Source organism: Aquabacter sp. DMC10, assembly GCF_056314145.1.
Genome location: NZ_JBQUYX010000002.1, coordinates 16362 through 38123 on the forward strand (window position 1 = coordinate 16362; position 21762 = coordinate 38123).

General features: G+C 66.9%; 22 protein-coding genes and 1 tRNA gene. 7 read left to right on the forward strand and 16 right to left on the reverse strand.

The window, feature by feature from the left end; translation table 11 throughout:
* Positions 1-310: 310 nt before the first annotated feature.
* Together ACT54L_RS04865 and ACT54L_RS04870 are read right to left on the reverse strand one after the other, a co-directional pair.
* Positions 311-400 (reverse strand) — tRNA-Ser (locus ACT54L_RS04865).
* A gap of 207 nt (positions 401-607) precedes the next feature.
* Entirely contained in the window at positions 608-1141 is a 534-nt protein-coding gene (locus tag ACT54L_RS04870; RefSeq protein ID WP_476084425.1) for a D-glycero-alpha-D-manno-heptose-1,7-bisphosphate 7-phosphatase, read from the reverse strand.
* Between the two features lie 218 nt (positions 1142-1359).
* Here ACT54L_RS04870 and ACT54L_RS04875 point away from each other — a divergent pair, with 218 nt between their 5' ends.
* Positions 1360-1581, forward strand: coding sequence for a hypothetical protein (locus ACT54L_RS04875; protein WP_476084426.1), 222 nt, complete (start codon positions 1360-1362; stop codon positions 1579-1581).
* 42 nt (positions 1582-1623) lie between these two features.
* Here the strand turns inward: ACT54L_RS04875 and ACT54L_RS04880 are convergent, their stop codons facing one another.
* The 4 genes from ACT54L_RS04880 to ACT54L_RS04895 all read right to left on the reverse strand — a co-directional run bounded on the left by ACT54L_RS04880 (position 1624) and on the right by ACT54L_RS04895 (position 4516).
* Positions 1624-2184, reverse strand: a complete 561-nt coding sequence (locus ACT54L_RS04880) for a DUF4142 domain-containing protein (protein WP_476084427.1) — start codon at positions 2182-2184, stop codon at positions 1624-1626.
* Positions 2185-2285: 101 nt separating this feature from the next.
* Positions 2286-2969 (reverse strand): O-methyltransferase, encoded by a 684-nt coding sequence (locus ACT54L_RS04885; RefSeq protein ID WP_476084428.1) that lies wholly within the window; start codon positions 2967-2969, stop codon positions 2286-2288.
* Between the two features lie 22 nt (positions 2970-2991).
* Positions 2992-3417 (reverse strand): DUF6163 family protein, encoded by a 426-nt coding sequence (locus ACT54L_RS04890; RefSeq protein WP_476084429.1) that lies wholly within the window; start codon positions 3415-3417, stop codon positions 2992-2994.
* A 40-nt stretch (positions 3418-3457) separates the two neighbouring features.
* Positions 3458-4516 (reverse strand): enoyl-CoA hydratase/isomerase family protein, encoded by a 1059-nt coding sequence (locus tag ACT54L_RS04895; protein ID WP_476084430.1) that lies wholly within the window; start codon positions 4514-4516, stop codon positions 3458-3460.
* A 184-nt stretch (positions 4517-4700) separates the two neighbouring features.
* Between ACT54L_RS04895 and hemB the strand changes: the two genes are divergently transcribed.
* The 5 genes from hemB to ACT54L_RS04920 all read left to right on the forward strand — a co-directional run bounded on the left by hemB (position 4701) and on the right by ACT54L_RS04920 (position 9256).
* Positions 4701-5750 carry a porphobilinogen synthase gene (gene hemB / locus ACT54L_RS04900; RefSeq protein WP_476084431.1) on the forward strand — a complete coding sequence of 350 codons (1050 nt, stop codon included), beginning with the start codon at positions 4701-4703 and terminating at the stop codon, positions 5748-5750.
* A gap of 20 nt (positions 5751-5770) precedes the next feature.
* Positions 5771-7036, forward strand: coding sequence for a threonine ammonia-lyase (locus tag ACT54L_RS04905; protein ID WP_476084432.1), 1266 nt, complete (start codon positions 5771-5773; stop codon positions 7034-7036).
* Positions 7037-7152: 116 nt separating this feature from the next.
* Positions 7153-7695 carry an RDD family protein gene (locus ACT54L_RS04910; protein WP_476084433.1) on the forward strand — a complete coding sequence of 181 codons (543 nt, stop codon included), beginning with the start codon at positions 7153-7155 and terminating at the stop codon, positions 7693-7695.
* A 75-nt stretch (positions 7696-7770) separates the two neighbouring features.
* Entirely contained in the window at positions 7771-8526 is a 756-nt protein-coding gene (locus tag ACT54L_RS04915) for an arginyltransferase (RefSeq protein WP_476084434.1), read from the forward strand.
* Between the two features lie 55 nt (positions 8527-8581).
* The gene (locus ACT54L_RS04920) at positions 8582-9256 is read left to right on the forward strand and encodes a MarC family protein (RefSeq protein ID WP_476084435.1); all 675 of its coding nucleotides are present in this window, start codon (positions 8582-8584) and stop codon (positions 9254-9256) included.
* A 10-nt stretch (positions 9257-9266) separates the two neighbouring features.
* Here ACT54L_RS04920 and ACT54L_RS04925 read toward each other — a convergent pair whose 3' ends face one another.
* On the reverse strand, positions 9267-11045 hold the full coding sequence (locus tag ACT54L_RS04925; protein WP_476084436.1) for a chloride channel protein: 1779 nt from the start codon (positions 11043-11045) through the stop codon (positions 9267-9269).
* Positions 11046-11054: 9 nt separating this feature from the next.
* A complete protein-coding gene (gene parC / locus ACT54L_RS04930; RefSeq protein ID WP_476084437.1) occupies positions 11055-13292 on the reverse strand; it encodes a DNA topoisomerase IV subunit A in 2238 nt (745 codons plus the stop codon).
* Positions 13293-13572: 280 nt separating this feature from the next.
* Between parC and ACT54L_RS04935 the strand changes: the two genes are divergently transcribed.
* Positions 13573-13896 (forward strand): hypothetical protein, encoded by a 324-nt coding sequence (locus ACT54L_RS04935; RefSeq protein WP_476084438.1) that lies wholly within the window; start codon positions 13573-13575, stop codon positions 13894-13896.
* A gap of 48 nt (positions 13897-13944) precedes the next feature.
* Here ACT54L_RS04935 and recO read toward each other — a convergent pair whose 3' ends face one another.
* From recO to ACT54L_RS04975, 8 genes are all read right to left on the reverse strand, one after another.
* Positions 13945-14676, reverse strand: a complete 732-nt coding sequence (recO, locus tag ACT54L_RS04940) for a DNA repair protein RecO (protein ID WP_476084439.1) — start codon at positions 14674-14676, stop codon at positions 13945-13947.
* 19 nt (positions 14677-14695) lie between these two features.
* The gene (era, locus tag ACT54L_RS04945) at positions 14696-15637 is read right to left on the reverse strand and encodes a GTPase Era (protein ID WP_476084440.1); all 942 of its coding nucleotides are present in this window, start codon (positions 15635-15637) and stop codon (positions 14696-14698) included.
* Complete coding sequence (rnc, locus tag ACT54L_RS04950; protein ID WP_476084441.1) at positions 15634-16344, reverse strand: ribonuclease III; 711 nt, start codon at positions 16342-16344, stop codon at positions 15634-15636. Before rnc ends, era begins: the two co-directional genes overlap by 4 nt.
* Positions 16341-17093 (reverse strand): signal peptidase I, encoded by a 753-nt coding sequence (lepB, locus tag ACT54L_RS04955; protein WP_476084442.1) that lies wholly within the window; start codon positions 17091-17093, stop codon positions 16341-16343. The genes rnc and lepB overlap by 4 nt, the downstream gene beginning before the upstream one ends.
* Positions 17094-17265: 172 nt before the next feature.
* Positions 17266-18138 (reverse strand): hypothetical protein, encoded by an 873-nt coding sequence (locus ACT54L_RS04960; RefSeq protein WP_476084443.1) that lies wholly within the window; start codon positions 18136-18138, stop codon positions 17266-17268.
* Positions 18139-18316: 178 nt separating this feature from the next.
* Entirely contained in the window at positions 18317-18718 is a 402-nt protein-coding gene (gene acpS / locus ACT54L_RS04965; RefSeq protein WP_476084445.1) for a holo-ACP synthase, read from the reverse strand.
* The gene (locus tag ACT54L_RS04970) at positions 18715-19485 is read right to left on the reverse strand and encodes a pyridoxine 5'-phosphate synthase (RefSeq protein WP_476084446.1); all 771 of its coding nucleotides are present in this window, start codon (positions 19483-19485) and stop codon (positions 18715-18717) included. Before ACT54L_RS04970 ends, acpS begins: the two co-directional genes overlap by 4 nt.
* A gap of 18 nt (positions 19486-19503) precedes the next feature.
* On the reverse strand, positions 19504-21717 hold the full coding sequence (locus ACT54L_RS04975; protein ID WP_476084447.1) for a RelA/SpoT family protein: 2214 nt from the start codon (positions 21715-21717) through the stop codon (positions 19504-19506).
* Positions 21718-21762: the final 45 nt, after the last annotated feature.

Here is a 21762-nt window from a genome sequence, read left to right on the forward strand (position 1 = left end):
GCCTCTTCGACAGAGGTCGTGTCGCCGGAAGAAGCCGCCTAAGCGGCCGCCGAGGCCTCTCCGGCGGCCGCCATTGCCCTTGGTGGGATTTGGCGCCGATCGCCCCCTCAGCACCGGGGTGGGCCATGGCTCCCAATTGCTTCACGCGGTGCGACAGAGCTGCGCTTCAGCCGTGGCGCCATTCGCTTGGCTGCCGCCAGCTCAGATGGACCTCGTGCGTGCACGGCCAGCGTTTATGTGGGGACGAATGAGGGGAAAGGAGGCCGAAACCCTCCCAACTCGTTGGTAAATAGATGCTACTTTCGTGAAATGGCGGAAGGGGTGGGATTCGAACCCACGGTGGGCTTGCACCCACGGCGGTTTTCAAGACCGCTGCCTTAAACCACTCGGCCACCCTTCCCCCGGACACTCCGATCCCGCCGGCCGCCCAGCGGGCGGTGGGGAGCGGGGTGTCTGCAGTGCGCGCGTGGGGATGCCAATGCCGCAGGTTCGCTCACTTGGTACGCGCCCTTCGCTCGCTGGCCCGAAGGCCTTCAGGCGTCTTACCTCAGGGGCGGGGTGGCGTCGAGATGGGGCTGTGGAGAGCGCATGGGCGTGCGCCCCCAGATCAAGCTGCCAGGAGGGGCGCGAGGAAGGCGTCGAGATCGCCGCCAGGAAACAGGTAGCCGACAATCCCCGCTGCAGCGGCGGCTTCGAGGTCGGACGCCTTGTCGCCAATGAGAAAGCTCCGGGCGGGATCCACCGGAAACGTCGCCATCAGGTCCAGCAGCATGCCGGCCTTCGGCTTGCGCCAGGGCGAATCGTGGCGGAAGGCTGGAAGAAGACCCTCCGGGTGGAAAGGACAGTAGCGCTCCGCATCGATGCGACCGCCCTCCCCTTCAAGAACATGGTGAATGTGGGCGCGAACAGCGAAATAGTCGGCCTCGCTATAAAGGCCGCGCGCAATGCCCGACTGGTTGGTCACCACGAAAGCAAAGTATCCGGCCGCATTGATGCGCCGGACGGCGGCCCCGGCGCCGGGCATCATCACCACTCGCTCCACCTTGCCCACATAGCCGAAATCCTCGTTCAGGACCCCGTCCCGATCGAGAAACACGGCCGGCCGACGATCAAGAGCGGAAAGCTGAGGGGACGCGCGCATGCCCCTCCCATAGGCCCCCGCACGCGGGGGGCGCAAGCGGCAATGGGCGGGACGATCCCCTCCCCGAGTTGGCCGCAGGGGCGCAGCTCGCCGCGCGCCCTGTGCCGCGGCGTTGCCCCCTTCCGTCGCCCGTGGCGCCGTCCTAGTGTGGGCGCGGTGCCGCGGACCAAACGCGGCGCCGCCATGAAAGATCACATCCCAAATGGGAGACCGCCGTCATGTTGAAGCCGCCGCTGGAAGGACAGCTCATTGAGGGTCTGGGCGTGATCGAGACCACTCGAAGCGACAATATCCTGCGCTGGGACGGTCACATGGTCTATGTGGAGCTGGACATCTACCACAACGGGCAATTGGTGCATTCCAAGTACAAGAAGCGCGTCACCAAGGAAGTGGCCCGCGTTCTCCTGGCCTCCATAACCGGGAGCACCAGCACCAACTAAGCCCGTCCGGGCGCTCACCGATTCCGCGCGCCGCCTGGCAGGTCACGTCTTGATCTGGAGGTTGCGCGCGGCCTCAAGCTGTTGAGTGAGGAAAGGCAGGTGCTTGTCCGCAAAGGCCTTGAGCGCCGTCTGGTCGCCATCTCGGGCATAGGCTCCGAATATGCCGGCAGCGGCATTGAGCGCCTCGATCTGAGCCTGAACATAGAGCGCGTCGAAATCCGTTCCGCGGGCGGTCTTCAGCCGCTCGATGAGCGTCTCGTGCTTGCCGTCCAGGGCATCGGGAACGGTGATGACACCGTCGGCACGGCCAAGGGCCGCCCGCAAATCCACCAGCATGGCCTGGTAGGCTGAAGAGCCTCCCTCCGCATAAGCGCGAATGTCCTGGCGGCCGCTGCGGCCGCGGGCGAGATCGCCGGCCTGCTGCTCGAATCGGGCAAGCATGCCAGCCGCCTCGGCAAAGGTGGGGCCGGAAAGCGTCCCCGTCTGTTGGGCGAGGGCTGGCGGGGAGATGAAGGCCGCAAACGGCGCCGCGCCCGACGCGAGGGCAGCCGCTAGGCACGCCGCGGGCCAGCAGAGGCGCCTGGACGGAACAGGACGGGTCATGGCGTTGTCTCCTTGTGCGCAGCAAGGAGAACGTGGGGACGGCGGGCCAGGTTCCTGAACGTCACCCGCACCGCCCTGCTGCGAGCGGGAAGACAGGGGCCTTAGACGCCAACGAGGGTCAGTGCGAAGCCGTCATAGCCCTTTGCGCCCACCGTCTGGATGGCGGTCGAGAGCAGGCCGGGTTCGCCCGCCAGCGCGTCAAACAGGGCGCGGGTGCCCTGCACGGAGCGATCCGCACTGTCTTCCTCCAGCACCTTCCCGCCGCGCACCACATTGTCGGAGACGATGAGGGTGCCTGGCCGGGACAGCTTCAAGGCATAGGCGAGATAATCGGGGTTGGAGGGCTTGTCGGCATCAATGAAGATCATGTCGAACGGCGCCCCCCCTTCCGCGAGGATCTGCGGCAGCGAGGCGATGGCCGGCCCTTCGCGCAGGTCGATGCGCTCGGCAAGGCCGGCGCGGGCGAAATTGTCCCGCGCCACAGCGGCGTGGCGGGGATCGATCTCCAGAGTCACCACCTGCCCGCCCGGCTCCAGCCCTTCGGCAAGAAACAAGGTGCTGTAGCCGGCCAGCGTCCCGATCTCCAGAATGCGCCGCGCCCGCACCAGACGGGCGAGGATCGTGAGCATGCGGCCCTGGGCGGGGGACACATTGATGGCGGGCAATCCCGCCGCATCGGCCGCGGCCAGGGCTGCGTCCCGGGCGGCATCGGGCGGCAGGAGGCGGCCGGTGATGTAGGCGTCCACGTCGGACCAAAGGCGGCCGTCGGCTGTGGCATCGGACATGAGACGCTCCTGGCGGTTCGGGTCAGTCCTCGTCGCTTTCGCGGGCGGCGCGGATGGAGAGCACCGCATAGGCCACCACCAATGACACTTCAAACAAGGACAAAAGCAGCATCCGGGGCATGCCCTCGGGCGTGAAGAAATCCAGAAGGATGCGGGTCGCCGTGGCGAGCAGCCACAGCACCACGCCCCATCCCGCCCCCAGCCACAGGCCCACCCCGGCGATGGGGTCAATGATGGCGGCCCAGATCACCGAGCCCTGGAGAATGGTGGGCATGTCCTCAAAGGCCGTGGCGTCGCCAACGCCACAGATCAACGCCCAGTGATAGAGCGCCTCGAGCAGCAGGAAGAGCGCGACCGCCCGCAGGAAGGTGACCAGCCGACGACGCCAGGGCGTCAGGCGCTCCATATGAGCGCGCGCACTGGCATCGATGGGATCGTAATGGGACATGGGCTCCTACTGGGTTGGGCTCCTGCGGCGTTGGGCTCCCTCAACCGAGGGGGAGTTCTTCGTCGACGGGGGCAAAATGGGCCGCGATCACCTTGGGATCAACATCCTCCAGCCGCGGCGGCTGCCATTTGGGGGCATTGTCCTTGTCCACGAGGATGGCCCGCACGCCTTCGTAGAAATCGTGACCGCGCGCCACCCGGTTCACCATCCGGTATTCGGCGACGAGGCAACCGGCAAGGTCGAGTGCGGGTCCCCGCCGCATCTGCTCCATGGCCAGGGCAAGGCTGGTGGGGCACTTGCCGCGCATGTCCTTGGCGGTGGCGGCGGCGAACTCAGCCTCTGCACCGCCAGCGGCTGCGATCTCATCGAGGCGCGCCAAGATGGCGTCGAGGTCGGTGCGCGTGAAGACATCCGCGATGAGGTCGCCATGGGCATCGAGGGGCGCGGCAGGCGCCGGGATGGCGAAAGCGGCGAGCACATCTTCCACCGCGCCGCCGGCCGCAAGCTCCCGCACCAGCTCGCCCATGCGGGCGGAGGGGACGATATGGGTCGCAAGGCCCGCCGCCAGGGCGTCCGCCGCCTTGATGCGCGCGCCGGTGAGGGCCAGATAGACCCCTCGCCCGCCCTTGAGGCGGGGCAGCACATGGGTGCCGCCCACATCCGGGAACAGGCCGATATTCACTTCCGGCATGGCGAACAGATAGCGGTCCCCCGCCACCCGGAAGGCGCCATGTGCGGACAGACCGAATCCGCCGCCCATGCAGATGCCGTCGATCAGGGAGATGAAGGGCTTGGGATAGGTGCCGATATAGTGGTTGAGGACATATTCCTCGCGCCAGAAGGTCAGCGCCTCCTCATAGCGGCCCTCCCGCCCGAGGTCGTAGAGCTGGCGCACATCGCCGCCGGCGCAGAAGGCCTTCTCTCCGGCGGCCTTCAGAATCACGCGGGTCACGTCGTCATCGGTGGCCCAGGCCCGCATCTGCGGATGGATTTCCCGCACCATCTCCAGGGTCAGGGCATTCAGCGCCTTGGGACGGTTGAGGGTGATGACGCCGGCTTTGCCTTGGCGTTCAAACAGGACCTGAGGCTCGGTGGTCACGGCAGCTCCTGGACAGCATGGCTCGATCGACCCCGCGGGGCGGGCGGCACGGGAGGGTTAGACGGCCCATGCATCAGCGTCAACGCCGCCCCGCGCCGCCGGAATGCTCGCACTCCCCCCCTCCTGGGTCTATAAGGTGCTCCTCTTTCGGGCCTGTGGCCCGCGCGACCGCGAGAGGCGCCTCATGTCCATCACCCACGCCCGCTTCCGCTCCCCCGATGCCGCCGCTGCGGAGGCGAATACGGGCCTGCCCCTCACCCACCGCCTGCGCCGCAATCGCAAGGCGGACTGGTCCCGCCGGCTGGTGCGCGAGAATACGCTCACGGTCGACGACCTGATCTGGCCGGTCTTCGTGATCGAGGGCGAGAAGCGGCGCGAGGCCGTGCCCTCCATGCCCGGCGTGGAGCGCGTCAGCGTGGACGAAATCGTCCGCGAGGCCGAAAAGGCGGCGAAGCTGGGCATCCCCGCCCTCGCCCTCTTCCCTTATACCGACCCGGACCTGCGCGATCCCTTCGGGAGCGAGGCGCTCAACGGGGAAAACCTCATCTGCAAGAGCCTGCGCGCCATCAAGGCGGAAGTGCCGGAGCTCGGCCTCATCACCGACGTCGCCCTCGACCCCTATACCAGCCATGGCCACGACGGCCTGCTGGAAGGGGAACGGATCCTCAATGACGAAACGGTGGCGGTGCTGGTGCGCCAGGCGGTGGTGCAGGCCGAATCGGGAGCAGACGTGATCGCCCCCTCCGACATGATGGACGGCCGCATCGGCGCCATCCGGGCGGGCCTCGACGCGGCCGGCTTTGCGGACGTGCAGATCATGTCCTATGCCGCCAAATATGCCTCGGCCTTCTACGGGCCGTTCCGCGACGCCATCGGCACCTCCAAGACCCTGGTGGGCGACAAGCGCACCTATCAGATGGACCCAGCCAACGGCCTGGAAGCCATCCGCGAGGCCGCCCTCGACGTGGAAGAGGGCGCCGACATGCTGATGGTAAAGCCCGGCCTGCCCTATCTGGATGTGGTCTATCGTCTGAAGGAAGCCTTCGGCATGCCCACCTACGCCTACCAGGTGTCCGGCGAATACGCGATGATCGAGGGCGCCATCCGCAATGGCTGGGTGGATGGCGATCGCATCGTGGTCGAGGCCCTGATGGCCTTCAAGCGCGCCGGTGCCGATGGCATCCTGACCTATTTCGCCCCCCGCGTGGCCGAGCGCCTCGCGGCCGGCCGCTGACGCCCCGGGACGGCTCCTCCATGCGCCTTGAAGCGTTCGAGCGACCTGCGGCCGCTCCCCCCCTGCCCGTCACTCTGGCGGACGTGGAAGGCGCACGGTCTATCGTCTCAGCCGCGGTCATGCGCACGCCGACCCTGCACGCCCCTCGCCTGTCGCAGCTCACGGGCGCGGATGTGTGGGTGAAGTTCGAGAACTTCCAGGTCACCGCCTCCTTCAAGGAGCGCGGCGCGGTGGTGAAGCTCGCCCGCCTCTCGGCGGAGGAGGCCCGACGCGGCGTGGTAGCCATGTCCGCTGGCAACCATGCCCAGGCGGTGGCCTATCACGGCACCCGGCTCGGCATCTCCACCACCATCGTCATGCCGGAGAACACCCCCCAGGTGAAGGTGCTCGCCACCGAGGGCTTCGGTGCCCGCGTGGTGCTTTACGGCGAGGGCGTGGGGGAGGCCGCGGAAGAGGCGGCGCGCATCGCGGCCTCGGAGGGGCGGGTTTTCGTCCATCCTTATGACGACCCTGACGTGATCGCAGGCCAGGGCAGCGTCGCGCTGGAAATGCTGGAGGATGGGCCCACCTTCGACGCCATTCTCGTGCCCGTGGGCGGCGGCGGGCTCATTTCCGGCGTCGCCTTGGCGGTCAAGGGCCATGCCCCCGCGACCGAAGTGGTGGGCGTCGAGGCCGCCCTTTATCCGGCCATGTGGTCGCTGCGCACGGGCGAGGCCCGCGAATGCGGCGGGCCGACGCTGGCCGAGGGCATCGCCGTGCGCAATGTGGGGTCGCTGACCGCCGCCATCGTGGCGCAACTGGTGGATCGCATCGAGCTGGTGGAGGAATCCGCCCTGGAGCGCGCCGTCAATGCGCTCATGATCCTCCAGAAGACGGTCACCGAGGGGGCGGGCGCCGCAGGTCTTGCGGCCCTTCTCACCGACCCGGACCGCTACCGTGGCAAGCGGGTCGGGCTGGTTCTGTCCGGGGCAAACATCGATCCGCGCGTGCTGGCGGGCATCATGATGCGGGAACTGGAGCGCGAGCACCGCATCGTCTCCTTCCGCCTGACCATCCTGGACCGGCCAGGCATGCTGGGACGCATCTCCACCCTGCTGGGGCGCCTGGGCGCCAACATCCTGGAAGTGCACCACCGCCGCACCTTCCTGGATGTTCCCGCCAAGGGCACGCGGCTCGATCTCACCGTCGAGACACGCGACCAGGCCCATGCGGACCTCATCCACAAGGCACTGGAGGCGGAGGGCCTTCCGGTGCAGCGGCTCGGTGCTGGCGGAGCGGACTGGTAGCGGCCACATCTTGAAGCCAGGTCCCGCCCGCACCACTTAAGGGAAAGCGGGCAGGTCTTCCCGTCCTTCGGCGCGTCACGGGACGCGACGCGGGAGCAAGACCGGGAGATGGATCGATGAGCTATACCAGCCCGGGCGGGGGCGAATGGGTCGGCGCACAGTCCCGCGCGCGGGTGGACGCCTACGACCCGGTGAGCGAGCCGGAATATTTCGAGGGTGTGCTCTCCCGACGGATCGTGGCCTTCCTGGTGGATGCCACCATGATTATTGGTCCCATCGTCCTGCTCACGCTTTTCATCTTTGTCTTCGGTCTGGTGACGCTCAGCCTGGGCTGGATGCTGTTTCCCCTGGTCTCGCCAGCCTTCGTGATCTGGGCCATCTGCTATAATGCCATGACCCTGGGGTCGCCCGCCTCCGCCACGCTGGGCATGCGCCTCATGGACCTGGAGATGCGCACCACCTCCGGCGCGCCCTGCTACAGCCTGCTGGGTGCGGCACATGTGGTGCTCTATTGGGTGTCCGTGAGCTTCCTCACGCCGTTCGTCCTGGTGGTGGCGCTGTTCAATGACCGTCGGCGCCTGCTCCATGACTTTGTGCTCGGCACAATGGTGGTGAATACGGAGGCTCGGGCGTCCTTGCTTCGGCGCAATCGTTTTTGATTCGCCGACGCAGAGGAAACCTTTGACCGACTCGTCGGCGGGAGCGATGCTGTCGCTTCAAGTGGTGACAGGGCCGTGACCGAGCATTCGCGTGACACACCGCAATTCTATCTGACGGCCCCTTCCCCGTGCCCCTATCTGCCGGGTCGGGAGGAGCGGAAGGTGTTCACCCATCTGGTCGGGGAGCGGGCCACCGCGCTCAACGACGTGCTCACCCAGGGCGGGTTCCGCCGCAGCCAGTCCATCGCCTATCGCCCTGCCTGCGAGGGCTGCCGGGCCTGCGTGTCCGTCCGCATCTGCGTTGCGGATTTCAAGGAGGCCCGCGGCTTTCGGCGCGTGGCTGCCGACAATGAGGACCTGGTGGGTACGCTGCGGCCGCCGACCCCCACGTCCGAGCAATATTCCCTGTTCCGCGCCTATGTCTCCACCCGCCACGGCTCTGGCGGCATGGCGGACATGAATGTCCTCGACTACGCCATGATGGTGGAGGACACCCACGTTCAGACGCGGCTCATCGAATATCGCCGCAAAGGGCCGGACACGCGCATCAATGGAAAGGGCACCGGCGACCTGTTCGCGGTGGCGCTTACGGACATCCTCTCGGATGGGCTGTCCATGGTCTATTCCTTCTACAATCCCAACATTCCCAAGCGCTCGCTGGGGACCTTCCTGATCCTCGATCACATCGCTCGGGCCCGCGCCATGGACCTGCCCTATGTCTATCTTGGCTATTGGGTGAAAGGCTCCCGGAAGATGAGCTATAAAAGTCGCTTCGTTCCTCAGGAGCGCCTCTCCCCCCAGGGATGGGAGCGGTTCGAGGGGGAAGAGTAACCGCGTCCAGGGGGCATCCGGGCGGCCCGAAGCGTGGCGCCACCGGATGGGCAGCATGACCACCTATCTCAATATCTTCCTGGCGGTGTTTGCCGGCCTGTTCCCGGTGGTCAATCCGCTCGGCGGGGCGCCCATCTTCTATGAGATGATGCGCGGCGCGCCGGACAATGTGCGCGCCCAGGTGGCCACCAAGGTGGCCCTCTACGGCTTTGTTCTTCTGGTGGCGTCCATGGCGGTGGGCTCCCATGTGCTCACCTTCTTCGGCGTCAGCATGCCCGTGCTGCGCGTGGCGGGCGGGCTGGTGGTGACGGTGGTGGGCTGGCAATTGCTCCACCAGGGCGAAGCCACAACCGACCGCAGCGCCGCCAGCGCCACGGCCGTCGATCCGACTTCGTTCGTCGACAAGGCCTTCTATCCCCTCACCATGCCGCTTACGGTGGGGCCCGGCTCCATCGCCACCGCCATCGCGCTCGGCACGCAAGGCGTGGACACCAGCGGCGAGAGTTGGGCGGGGCTTGGATTGCACGTACTGGCGGCCCTTGCTGGCTTGATGGCCATCGGCGCCAGCATCTTTGTGGCCTATCGCTATGCCGGCGACATCGAGCGGATTCTGGGGCGCAACGGCACCAACATTCTGGTGCGCCTGTTCGCCTTCATCCTGCTGTGCATCGGCCTGCAGATCATGTGGACCGGCGTCGCACAGCTCATCGACAGCCTGGCCCACCCCTAACCGTCAAGCCTCAGTAGCGATCGCCCGATAGGCTCCTGCGCACGCGCTCCAGTACGCCTGCATAGGAGCGCAGCGCCGCCACCTCGGCGAGCATGCCCACCACGCGCCCCTGGCCATCGGCCACCGGAAGGCGGGTCGCCTCCGCCCGCCGGAAGGCGGACAGGGCCTCGCGCACCTGTCCCTCGGGGTGCAATGCCTCGCTCTCGCCCTTGGCCGCGGCACGGGCGGGGCCGAGCGGGTCCAGATCGGCGCCCCAGGCGTCGATCCGCTGGAGGACACCGCATTGCCGCCCGGCTTCATCCACCAGAACCGCCGCAAGCAGCCCACGCTCCCGCAGAATGGCGCGGGCCTCCTGAAGCGGCATTTGGGCGGGCAAGGTCAGCGGCTCGGTCTCCATGACCTTCTGCACCGTCAAGGCCCGGATCATGCCTACGTCATGGGCGCCGAGGATGGTTTCGCCCCGCACATGCATGCGCCATGTGGTGAAGGAAAAGCCGAAGGCGTTGCGCACCACCAGCGAGCAGACAATGGCCGCCGTCAGCACCAGGCCGGAAATGCCGAGGTCTCCAGTGGATTCCAGGGTGAGGAAGGTCATGGTGAAGGGACCGCCCACGATCCCCACCGCCAAGGCGGCCATGCCCACCACCGCCGAGGTGACGGGGTCGATGGCGAGGGATGGCAAGACGGCGCCGATGGCCACGGCAAACAGTTTCCCGAGCAGTGAGCCCATGAAGAGCGCCGCCGAGAAGAGGCCGCCGCGGAAGCCTGACCCTAGCGACAGGGCGGCAGCGGCGATCTTAAACACCAGCACGCCCAGAACGGCCAAGGTCACCCCTGTGCCCACCTGGATGTGCATGGCGCCTTCCCCGCTCGCCATGACCTGCGGGGAAAACAGGGCGAGCACGCCCACCCCCATGCCGCCCACCACCGGGCGCAGGGGCGCCGGCAGGCCCGTGCGCGAGAAGCCGGCCTCCACCAGTGTCATCAGCCGCATGATGCCGATGGCCAGCAAGGCGCCGATCAGCCCGAGCGCGATGTACGGCACGAAATCCATCGGCACCACATCTCGGGCCTCGGGCACGATGATGGGGGTGCCCACCGCTCCCAGCTCGCGCGCCACCAGAAATCCCACCAACGCCGCCGCGATCACCTGCGCCACGGCGGGAATGGCATAGACTCCGATGATGAGCTCGAACGCATAGAAGGCGCCTGTGAGCGGCGCGTGGAACGCGGCCGCGATGCCGGCCGCCGCCCCGCAGCCCACCAGGATGCGCAGTTCCGAACGGCTGATGCGCAGCTTCTGGCCCAGAAACGAGCCGAAGCCGGAGCCCCATTGGGTATAGCCGGCCTCCATGCCCACGGACGCGCCAAATCCGTTGCACAGCATGGTCTGGGCCGATAGCAGGAAGCTGTCCAGCAGCGACATGCGCCCGCCGTCGAGCGCGTTGGCTTCCACCGGGTCGACGATGGGGTGGCGTCGCAGGCGTTTCAGAGCCAGCGAATAGAGCCCGATCACCAGCCCGCCGACGGCTGGTACGGCGTACATGTAGGGGTGTCCCAGGCCCGACATGGCGGACAGGAAGCCATCCGCCCCTGCGCCGAACAGGATCTTGTGCATCTCGTGGGCGCCCCGGCTCATGGCCGTCACGCCCACTCCGGCCACCGCGCCCACGAGGCAGGCGAGCAGCACGAGAAGAACCTCTCGGGTCCGCACCATCCCCAGCACCACGCCACCCAGACGACCGGCGGCGCGGCGGCCTCCTTCACCCGGCAGCGCGATCCAGCCCATGGCCGCGCCTCAGGCGAAGCGGTTGTTGCGGGGGAAGCCCTTGGGCGGCAGGCGCCCGGACGAGGCCCGCTCGCCCTGCCAGTCGAGCAGTTCCGAGACGGTCCAGGTGCGGCCGGAGGTGTCCTCCCAGGTCAGGCCGTCAGCCCGGGCGAAGACCTTGGCGTCTGACAGGCCGCCCTCCCGGTAACGTTGCAGACGCACGCCCCGCCCGCGGGTCATTTCCGGCACCTGATTGAGCGGGAAGAGGAGCAACTTCCGATTGTCGCCGATCACCGCCACCGTGTCCCCTACTGCCGGGGCCACCACCACCGTGCGGTCGGGCGGATCGACGGTGAGCACCTGCTTGCCCTTGCGGGTGGTGGCGAGGCACTCGTCGGAGGCGACCAGGAAGCCGCGCCCCTCCTTCGAGGCCACCAGCAGCCTCTGGCCGGGCACATGGGTGAAGACCGCAACGATCTCCGCCTCCTGCTCCAGGTCGATCATGAGGCGCAGCGGCTCGCCATGGCCGCGCCCGCCCGGCAGCTTGGAGGCCTCCAGCGTGTAGAAGCGTCCGTTGGTGGCCACCACCATGAGGCGGGAGGTGGTCTCGGCATAGAAGGCGTGGGCGAGGGTGTCGTCGCCCTTGAACTGGAGGCCGGTCACGTCCGGCTGGTGGCCCTTCAGGGCGCGGATCCACCCCTTCTGGGACACCACGACGGTGATGGGCTCGCGCTCCACCAGGGCCTCGGTGAAGGCATCCTCATGCAGCACGGGAGCCGCCGCGAAGCTGGTGCGGCGACGACCGATCTCGGTGTCGGGACCATAGGTCTTGCGCGTCTGGCGGATCTCTGTGCCGATGGCCTTCCATTGCGCGGACTCGGACGCCACCAGCTTGTTGAGCTGATCCTGCTCCTTGCTCAGTGCATCGTGCTCCTTGCGGATCTCCATCTCCTCCAGCTTGCGCAGGGAGCGCAGGCGCATGTTGAGGATGGCTTCCGCCTGAACGTCGGAGAGCGAGAAGGTCCGCATCAATTCGGCCTTCGGCTCGTCCTCCTCGCGGATGATGCGGATGACCTCGTCGAGGTTGAGATAGGCGACCAGATAGCCCGCCAGCACTTCGAGCCGATGGGCGATCTCGCCCAGCCGGTGGCGGGAGCGCCGCAGCAGCACGTCACGGCGATGGGCCAGCCATTCGCGCAGCGCATCCGCCAGGGAGAGCACCTTGGGGATCTGCCCGCGCACCAGCACATTCATGTTGAGCGGAATGCGCGCCTCAAGCTCGGTGAGCTTGAAGAGGCTCTCCATGAGGACTTCCGGGTCCACATTGCGGGCCCGCGGCTCCAGCACCAGGCGGATGTCCTCGGCCGACTCGTCGCGCACGTCGGCGAGAAGCGGCAGCTTCTTGTCGGTGAGGAGTTCCGCGATCTTCTCCACCAGGCGCGACTTGGGCACGCCATAGGGGATTTCGGTGACTACCACGAGATAGGTGCCCCGCCCCGTCTCCTCGCGCTCCCAGCGGGCACGCACGCGGAACGAGCCGCGTCCCGTCGCATAGGCCTCGGCCACCCCGATGGGATCTTCCACCAGAACGCCGCCGGTGGGGAAGTCCGGCCCCGGCACGAATTGCAGGAGATCGGAGGCGGGCGCCTCCGGCCGGTCCAGCAGGTAGAGGGCGGCATCCAGAAGCTCGGCGGCATTATGGGGCGGGATGGACGTGGCCATGCCCACCGCAATGCCCTGGGAGCCATTGGCCAGCAGATTGGGGAAGGCCGCCGGCAGGACGACCGGCTCTTCCTCTGAGCCGTCATAGGTGGGCCGGAAGTCCACCGCGTCCTCGTCGATCCCGTCCAGCAACAGACGGGCGGTCTCGGTCATGCGCGCTTCGGTGTAACGCATGGCGGCGGCATTATCGCCGTCCACATTGCCGAAATTGCCCTGGCCATCCACCAGCGGATAGCGCTGGGCGAAGTCCTGGGCGAGGCGTACCAGGGCGTCATAGACCGCCTGGTCGCCATGGGGGTGGAACTTACCGATAACGTCGCCCACCACGCGGGCGCATTTCTTGAAACCCGTGCCCGGATCCAGCTTCAATTGGCGCATGGCGTGCAGAATGCGCCGGTGCACCGGCTTCAGCCCGTCCCGGGCATCGGGCAGTGCCCGGTGCATGATGGTGGACAGGGCATAGGCGAGGTAACGCTCCTCAAGGGCGGTCTTGAGGGCGACCGGCTCGATGGAACCTTCGCTGGGCGGGAGAGTGCGCTTGGCCATGTGGTTCGACTAGCGCGCCCCAAAGCGGTGCACAAGGCGCCTTGTGAACACCCCACGCTTGCCCCAACGGCAGCGCAACTTCGCCGCAAATGCCGGCAGACGTATTCGTTGCGCGCCGTTAAGTGAACACACGTTCAGACAGACCTCACTCATGACGCGCGCGCTGCCCTGTTCATATCTTGCTCGCGCTGCAGATGGAACAAATCACCGACATCTTGGCTTTATACACTCATCAGCAGCACCGAATGGTGCGCCATAGAGCTTCAAAGGAGAAGCTGAGATGAAACGTCTTGTTGTTGCTTGCTGTGGGGCTGCGGCACTTGGAATCGTCTCGCTCGCCGGCCAGGCGGAGGCCATGCCCCTCACATCCGCCGCGTCCGCCGCCCAGCCCCTTGGTTTGGCCGAGGGATCGGCCACAGCCGAGCAGGTGGCGTGGCGCCGCGTGTGCCGGCCCGTGCGAACTTGGTGGAACGGCCGCCCCGTCTTCGTCCAGCGCTGTGACCGCGTTTGGGTCGGCCCGCGTCCGGGCTGGTATGGCTACGGCCCCCGCCCCGGCCCGCGCTACGGCAATTATTATGGCCCGCCTCCCGGCCGCTATTATTGAGGTGGACGCTTGGCCGGCTCGGACCCAAGGTCCGGGCCGGTGCCGGCCTCACCGGGATGGCCCGGCCCGGCGCACGGCGGCCAGAAAGCCCGAGCGGGCTTCCGGCAGCGTCAAACCGCGCGGCTCGAAAATGCGCCGCGCCAGGAAATAGCCCGTCAGCCGGAAGGCATCCTCCAGATCGGGCACCGAGGGAGGAATGATGGAGCCCACAAGAAAAGACGGCAAGGGAAGCAGCATATCCGCATAGGGAGCGCCCGCGTCTTCGGAGACCGCGCGTCCGGTGCGGGGAGAGACATAGACAAGGTTGTTGTTTCCCCCGGTGGCAGCGCAGCGCTGGAGTTCAAGGCCAAAGCCGAGATCCCCCAGCAGTGCCAGTTCGAAGCGCGCCAGCAATTCGCCAGCCGCCAGCGGATCGGAAAAGGCATCCAAGATGGCGTCCAGCACCCCGTAGAGGCCGGGATGGGGGTCCCGTTCCGGCAAGAGGTGCAGCAGCACCCCCATATAAGTGACGCCGAAGGCGCCATGGGCAGCCGCCATAAGTCGCCCTGCCCGCTCTTCCAACGGCTCGATGCTGAAAACGCCCAATTGCTCGGGCACCCGCGCCCGCCAGACTGCCCGCACCTTGTTACCAGGCTGCAGGACCGGGGCCTGGCGACGGGACAATCCCCCCCGCACGAGGCCCAAATGCCGGCCTCGCTCCAGGGTCATCAGTTCGACAACGGCATTGGTCTCGCCTTGCCGCCGCACACCGATGACGATGCCCTCATCGATCCATTCCACGGCGGCGTCAGCGCCCCCCTCAGTTCCCCTTCGGGAATTCCAGCCCCATCTCTCGATAGCGCTCGGGGTCATCGGCCCAGTTCTCACGCACCTTCACGAACAGGAACAGATGCACCGGGGCCTCGACGATCTCGGAAATCTCGGCGCGAGCTTCGGACGAGATGGTCTTGATGGCGGTGCCGCCCTTGCCGAGCACGATCTTGCGTTGGCTTTCCCGCTCCACATAGATGGTCTGCTCGATGCGGATCGACCCGTCGCGCAATTGCTTCCAGCTCTCCGTTTCCACGGTAGAGCGATAGGGCAATTCGTCGTGAAGGCGCAGGAACATCTTTTCCCGCGTGATCTCGGCGGCCAGCATTCGCATGGGCGCGTCCGTTATCTGGTCTTCGGGATAGAGCCACGGGCCGAACGGGACGGAGCCGGCAAACCAGCTCTTCACATCCTCGACGCCGTCCCCGGTCAGGGCCGAAACCATGAACACCTTGTCGAAGGCGAGGCGGCCCGTCAGCTCGGTGACCAGCGCCAGCAAGGTATCGCGGCGAATGAGGTCAATCTTGTTGAGGATGAGAGCCCGCGGCCGGCGCACCTCGCCCAGCGACTTCAGGATGGCTTCCACATCCTCGTCGAGCCCACGCTTGGCATCCACCAGCAGCGCGACCAGGTCCGCGTCGGAGGCGCTGGTCCAGGCGGTCGACACCATGGCCCGCTCCAGGCGGCGCTTGGGCGAGAAGATGCCGGGCGTATCCACCAGAACGACCTGCGCTGCGCCGTCGATGAGGATACCGCGGACAATGGCCCGGGTGGTCTGCACCTTGTGCGAGACGATGGACACCTTGGTGCCAACCAAGGCATTGGTCAGGGTGGATTTTCCCGCATTGGGCGCGCCCAGGAGGGCGACAAAGCCGCAGCGGGTCTGGGCCGGCGGTGTCGGCAGGTCTTCGGTGTCGTCCATGTCACTCATAGCTTGTCCCCGGCGCTGACGCCTTCCCTGGCGAGGAAGGCGGAGGCGGCCGCCTTCTGCGCCGCCTGCTTGGATTGTCCCTGCGCCTGCGCCGGCTCAAGGCCCGGCAATTCCACGATAATCAAGAAGACCGGCGCATGATCCGGGCCGGAGCGGGCCACTTCCCGATAGACGGGCGGCGGCAAGCCGCGTCCCTGGGCCCATTCCTGCAGCACGGTTTTGGGATCGCGCAGGGGGCGCCGGGGCGCCTCCAATCGCGCCCGCCAGAACCGCTCCACGAGGGCATGAGCGGCGGTATAGCCGCCGTCCAGATAGACGGCCGCCACAACCGCCTCAGCCACATCCGCAAGGATGGTGCGCCGCTTGCGGGCGCCAGACTGGGCTTCCCCCGTGCCCACTCGGATCAGGCCGCCCAGCCCCATTTCCTCCGCCACCTCGGCGCAGGCCTCCTCGCGAACCAGATCGGCGAGACGGCGGGACAGTTCGCCCTCCTCCGCGCCCGGAAAGGCGTCGTAAAGCATGTGGGAGACAATGCTGCCCAGCACGTGGTCGCCGAGGAATTCCAGCCGCTGGTAGGAGCGCACCCGGGGCGCATTGCCCTTCACGGCGCTGATGTGGGTCAGCGCCAGCTCGATCAGGGTGCGATCGGCGAACAGGTGGCCGAGGCGGGCCTCAAATGCGGCCAGGTCGCCGCCACTGCCGGTCATCGGACGATCGTGAACAGGCGCGACCAGCGCACCGTCCAGGGCCATCTCCAGAACTGCCACGCCGGGGCATGCTCGGCCACGGAGAAGAAGATCACCTGGGCCTTGCCGATGAGATTCTCATAGGGCACGTAGCCCACTTGGCTCAGCACCCGGCTGTCGGCGGAATTGTCCCGGTTGTCGCCCATCATGAAGAAATGGCCGGGCGGCACCTGATAGACCTGGGTGTTGTCGTAGAAGCCGTTGTCCACCAGATCGAGAGTTTCGTAGGAGACGCCGTTGGGCAAGGTCTCCTTCCAGCGGCGCACCGGCACGGTGCGGCCACTGCCATCATCCTCCATCACGTCCGTCAGGCGCTCGCGCTGCACCGGCGTGCCGTTGATGTGGAGCAGGCCGTTGATCATCTGGATGCGATCGCCGGGAAGGCCGACCACGCGCTTGATGTAGTCGGTCTCGTTGTCCTTGGGCAGCTTGAAGACCACCACGTCGCCGCGCTGCGGCTCGGCGCCCATGATGCGGCCGGAGAACAGGTTGGGCGAGAAGGGGATGGAGAAACGGGAATAGCCGTAGCTGAACTTGGAGACGAACAAATAGTCGCCGATCAGCAACGTGTCCTTCATGGAGCCGGACGGAATGTTGAACGGCTGGAACAGGAAGGTGCGGATCACCAACGCGATCAGAAGCGCATGGAAGATCACTCGGACGGTTTCGAGGAAGCCGCCGTCCTTCTTGGAATCGCTGGTTGCTGTCATTGACCGTCCGGTTGTCCCAAGGCTCTGGAGACGGCGCAAGGCGCGCTCCGTTGCACAGCCGCACCTTGTCACCGGAAACGCAAGCCGGCCATGCGGTCGCACTTCTATAGACGCTTCGGCCGATGCGGGCAATGGAACCCCGCCTCGCGCCCGCCGTCTTCCAATAACGCGCCTAGCGCACCACGATTTTCGACAGACTTGCGGGGTCGGCGTCCAGCCGCCGATGCAATTCCGCCAGAAGGGCGAGGTTTCCGTTTCGGTAACTGACCTGCCCCACATGCAGCCAGACGTCGAAGACCAGATGCAGATGCTCCTCCGCGCCGATCACCACGACGCCTTCACCCACCTTGGCCGGCACGAAGCTCGCCGGGTCCATGTGGCGGTAGAGGGTGCCCCACATGCGGCCCCCGGTATCCAGGCCCAGCATGCGGTCGGTGCCGAAATTGATCTTGGCGGGCTTGATGCGGTCGAGGTCGAAGATGGCAAAGCCCGGCCACAGGTACCAGGCGCGGGAACTGTCCTGGCGGCGGACGTAGCCATAGCAGGGCTGGTCCTTGATTTTGGCAGCAAAATCATAGCCCTGGAGGGGAACAAGATCGTGGTCGAGGGTGGCGAACTTGCGGATCCCGGCCGGCAGGATGAGGTTGCGCAGCACCCAGTTGAGCGCCGTGGCGTGGGAACGGGAGGAGTGGAACTTCACCAGCGGCGCCTTGGGCAGGCGGCAATAGATGCGCCCGGCCTGTTCGCAGAAGGCGCGGATCTTCCGGGCGGCCTCGGGATCGGTGGAATTATCGCACACCACCAATGGGATAGCGGGAGTGAGCTTGGCCATGGCGTCGGACAGGAGCGCGATCGCCTCGGGGATATTGAAGGCGATGGTAAAGGCCACCACGGGGGCATCTAGCGCCCGCACTGCGGCAAGGGCGGTAGCCTGGTCGGCGCTGCGCTTGCGGTAATGAATGGCGTCAAGCACCTGATAACGCAAGTGAAACAGCCCGCGCTGGAGCGGTCCGCCCAGGACGATGTCTCGAAACGTCAGCTTCACCGACCGTGGCTCCCACCCACCCGCTCCGCGCGCGTCGCTGCGCGCCGAGCGAACCTTGTCTTCGCCTCGCCCATCTTCCGGCCGAGTTCACGGCTGATCCCATAGCACAAGGGGTGAGGCGCGTGCTCCTCTCTCCTGTTCCGCGGGACGTCGACGTCTCCAGACCGCCCCGATGGCCTCACCGGACCGGGTTCGCGGAGATGATGACATAGGCCGCGCACAGCGGCCCCTCATCCGTGATGGAGAGGTCGATCTGCGCCTCATATCCTTCTGGAATCAAGGACTTGAGCCGGGCGGCCGCGCCGCCGGTGAGGCGCAAGGTGGGCTTTCCCGAGGGCAGGTTGACCACCCCCATGTCCCGCCAGAAGACGCCATGGCTCAACCCCGTCCCCAAGGCCTTGGCGCAGGCCTCCTTGGCGGCGAAGCGCTTGGCATAGGTCTCCACCCGGCGGGCGCGGCGGTCGGCCTTGGCCCGCTCTTCGGGGGTGAAAATCCTGTCCAGGAAACGGTTTCCGAACCGTTCGATGGACTTGGCGATGCGCCGGGCGTCGGTGAAGTCGGAGCCGGTGCCGATAATCATGCGGCCAATCCTTCTGCGTCCCCCCGCCCCTCTGCGATGACCTCGCGCATGCGCCGAACTGCGCCTTCGAGGCCGGTGAACAAGGCTTCGCCCACCAGGAAGTGGCCGATATTCAGCTCGAGGATCTGCGGAATCCCCGCCATGATTCGCGCGGTCTCGAAATTGAGCCCGTGCCCCCCATGGACCTCCAGGCCGAGCCCCTCCGCCTGGCGCGCTCCGGCGATGAGCCGACGAAGCTCCCCCTCGCCCTCCCCCACCCGCCCCTCGGCCAGGAGATCGCACCAGGCGCCCGTGTGCAGCTCCACGATGTCGGCCTTCAGGGCGGCGGCGGCGGCGATTTGCTGGGGGTCGGCGGCGATGAAGAGGGAGACGCGGATGCCGGCCGCCTTCAGGGCGGCGATCTTGGGCCCGAGCTCGGCCTGCTGGCCGGCGGCGTCGAGCCCGCCCTCGGTGGTGCGCTCCTCCCGCCGCTCGGGAACGAGGCAGCAGGCATGGGGTTCCGTGGCCAGCGCGATGGCGATCATCTCGTCGGTGGCGGCCATCTCGAAATTGAGCGGCAGGGGGATCTGCGCCTTCAGCCGGGCCATGTCGGCATCGCGGATGTGGCGGCGGTCCTCGCGCAGATGGGCGGTGATGCCGTCGGCGCCGGCGGCCATGGCGAGGGCGGCCGCGCGCACGGGGTCGGGATGGGCGCCGCCCCGCGCATTGCGGACGGTGGCCACGTGGTCGATGTTCACTCCGAGCCGGACCGGCCGCAGCTTGTGCATCTTTTTTCTCCTGACGGCTCAGCCGTTGATGCGCACCACGCTTGAAACGCTCGGCCGCTTGCGCAGGTCCGAGATGATGGCGTTCAAGTGGCGCAGGTCGAACACGCCGAGCTCGATCACCATTTCGTGGAAGTCCGGCGAGCGCGCCCGCATCTGGATGCCCTCGATATTGCCGTTGCGGTCGGCAATGGCGGTGGCGATCTGGGCCAGCGAGCCCGGCTCGTTGATGGAGGTGACGATGATCTGTGCGGGGAAGCGCCCCTCGCTCAGCTCGTCCACGTCCCAGCGCACGTCCAGCCAGCGCTCGGGGGTGTCCTCGAACTTCTGCAAAGCCTTGGACTGGATGGGATAGATGGTGATGCCCTCGCCCGGGGTTAGGATGCCGACGATGCGATCGCCAGGCACCGCGCCGCCTTCCTGGGCAAAGCGCACGGGCAATTCGCCATTGATGCCGCGGATGGGAATGGCGGCGGCATCATCCTCGGGCGCGTCGGGGATCTTGAACTTGAGGTTCTGCCCCCGCTTCAGCTCGAACCAGCCTTCCCCGTTGGGCGCCTTGTTGCCGCCGGAGCGGTCTTCCAGGCGCTGGGCGTTCCAGTCGGGATAGACGGCGCGGATGAGATCGTCCGGCTTGATCTCGCCGCGCCCCACCGCCGCGAACACATCCTCGATGGAGGTGCGGGCGAGGCGCGGCATGGCCTTGGCCAGGGACTCCTCGGAGAAGATCTTGCCGGCGCGGGCGAAATTGCGTTCGGCGATCTTGCGGCCGAGCCCCGCATATTGGGCGCGCACGGCGGCCCTCGTGGCCCGGCGCACGGCGGCGCGCGCCTTGCCGGTGACGGCGATGGTCTCCCACGCCCCCGGCGGGGTCTGGGCCTTGGAGGTGATGATCTCCACCTCGTCGCCATTCTTCAGTTCCGACACCAGAGGGGCGACCGTGCCGTTGATCTTGCACCCCACGGCGGTGTTGCCCACGTCCGTGTGCACCGCATAGGCAAAATCGATGGGCGTCGCCCGGCGCGGCAGGGCGATGAGGCGGCCCTTGGGGGTGAAGCAGAAGACCTGGTCGTGGAACAGTTCGAGCTTGGTGTGCTCCAGGAACTCTTCCGGGCTGAGGCCCTGGGAGAGGTTCTCGATGGTCTTGCGCAGCCAGGCATAAGCCCGGCTCTCGTTGGACAGGATCACCGGCTGGGCGCCCGACCCGTCCTTGTAGAGGGCATGGGCCGCGATGCCGTATTCGGCGATGTCGTCCATGTCGCGGGTGCGGATCTGCAGTTCCACGCGCTGGCGGCGGGGGCCGATGACGGTGGTGTGGAGCGAGCGGTAATCGTTGGGCTTGGGGGTGGAGATGTAGTCCTTGAAGCGGCCGGGCACGATGGGCCACTTGGTATGGACGATGCCGAGCGCGCGGTAACAGTCCTCCACCGAGGAGACGATGACGCGGAAGCCGTACAGATCGGACAATTGCTCGAAGCCGATGGCCTTGCGTTCCATCTTGCCCCAGATGGAATAGGGCCGCTTCTCACGCCCCTTCACCTGGGCGCTGATCTCGCGCCGGGCCAGTTCGTCATGCAGCTCGCGCTCGATCTCCTCCACCAGCGGGCCATTGCGCTCGCGCAGCTCGGAGACGCGCACGGTGATGGATTCATAGGCTTCGGGCGAGAGCTGGCGGAACGACAGCTCCTCCAGCTCCTCGCGCATGTCCTGCATGCCCATGCGGGCGGCAAGCGGGGCGTAGATGTCCAGGGTCTCCTGGGCCACCCGGTCGCGCTTTTCCTGCGGCACATATTTCAGCGTGCGCATGTTGTGCAGGCGGTCGGCGAGCTTCACCAGCAGCACGCGCACGTCGTCGGCGATGGCGAGCAGCAGCTTGCGCAGGTTTTCCGCCTGCTTGGCCTGCTTGGAGACCAGATCCAGCTTCTTGATCTTGGTCAGGCCCTCCACCAGCTGGGCGATCTGGGCGCCGAACAGGCGCTCGATCTCGGCCTTGGTGGCGCCGGTATCCTCGATGGTGTCGTGGAGCAGGGCGGCCACGATGGTGGCGTCATCCAGCTCCAGATCGGTGAGGATGGCCGCCACTTCCAGCGGGTGGGAGAAGTAGGGATCGCCGGAGGCACGCACCTGTGTGCCATGCGCGCGCATGGCATAGACATAGGCGCGATCCAACAACGCTTCGTCGGTGTTGGGATTATACCGACGGACGCGATCCACGAGTTCGTACTGGCGCATCATGCCGAACGGACCGCCGAAGACTGAGGGGGGCGGGGCGTTGCCCGC

Excerpts from the sequence above, each read along its gene's own strand:
- ACT54L_RS04870 (WP_476084425.1), bottom strand. The coding sequence starts at position 1,141 with ATGCGCGCGTCCCCTCAGCTTTCCGCTCTTGATCGTCGGCCGGCCGTG.
- ACT54L_RS04875 (WP_476084426.1), top strand. The coding sequence starts at position 1,360 with ATGTTGAAGCCGCCGCTGGAAGGACAGCTCATTGAGGGTCTGGGCGTG.
- ACT54L_RS04880 (WP_476084427.1), bottom strand. The coding sequence starts at position 2,184 with ATGACCCGTCCTGTTCCGTCCAGGCGCCTCTGCTGGCCCGCGGCGTGC.
- ACT54L_RS04885 (WP_476084428.1), bottom strand. The coding sequence starts at position 2,969 with ATGTCCGATGCCACAGCCGACGGCCGCCTTTGGTCCGACGTGGACGCC.
- ACT54L_RS04890 (WP_476084429.1), bottom strand. The coding sequence starts at position 3,417 with ATGTCCCATTACGATCCCATCGATGCCAGTGCGCGCGCTCATATGGAG.
- hemB (WP_476084431.1), top strand. The coding sequence starts at position 4,701 with ATGTCCATCACCCACGCCCGCTTCCGCTCCCCCGATGCCGCCGCTGCG.
- ACT54L_RS04905 (WP_476084432.1), top strand. The coding sequence starts at position 5,771 with ATGCGCCTTGAAGCGTTCGAGCGACCTGCGGCCGCTCCCCCCCTGCCC.
- ACT54L_RS04910 (WP_476084433.1), top strand. The coding sequence starts at position 7,153 with ATGAGCTATACCAGCCCGGGCGGGGGCGAATGGGTCGGCGCACAGTCC.
- ACT54L_RS04920 (WP_476084435.1), top strand. The coding sequence starts at position 8,582 with ATGACCACCTATCTCAATATCTTCCTGGCGGTGTTTGCCGGCCTGTTC.
- ACT54L_RS04925 (WP_476084436.1), bottom strand. The coding sequence starts at position 11,045 with ATGGGCTGGATCGCGCTGCCGGGTGAAGGAGGCCGCCGCGCCGCCGGT.
- parC (WP_476084437.1), bottom strand. The coding sequence starts at position 13,292 with ATGGCCAAGCGCACTCTCCCGCCCAGCGAAGGTTCCATCGAGCCGGTC.
- ACT54L_RS04935 (WP_476084438.1), top strand. The coding sequence starts at position 13,573 with ATGAAACGTCTTGTTGTTGCTTGCTGTGGGGCTGCGGCACTTGGAATC.
- era (WP_476084440.1), bottom strand. The coding sequence starts at position 15,637 with ATGAGTGACATGGACGACACCGAAGACCTGCCGACACCGCCGGCCCAG.
- rnc (WP_476084441.1), bottom strand. The coding sequence starts at position 16,344 with ATGACCGGCAGTGGCGGCGACCTGGCCGCATTTGAGGCCCGCCTCGGC.
- lepB (WP_476084442.1), bottom strand. The coding sequence starts at position 17,093 with ATGACAGCAACCAGCGATTCCAAGAAGGACGGCGGCTTCCTCGAAACC.
- acpS (WP_476084445.1), bottom strand. The coding sequence starts at position 18,718 with ATGATTATCGGCACCGGCTCCGACTTCACCGACGCCCGGCGCATCGCC.
- ACT54L_RS04970 (WP_476084446.1), bottom strand. The coding sequence starts at position 19,485 with ATGCACAAGCTGCGGCCGGTCCGGCTCGGAGTGAACATCGACCACGTG.
- ACT54L_RS04975 (WP_476084447.1), bottom strand. The coding sequence starts at position 21,717 with ATGATGCGCCAGTACGAACTCGTGGATCGCGTCCGTCGGTATAATCCC.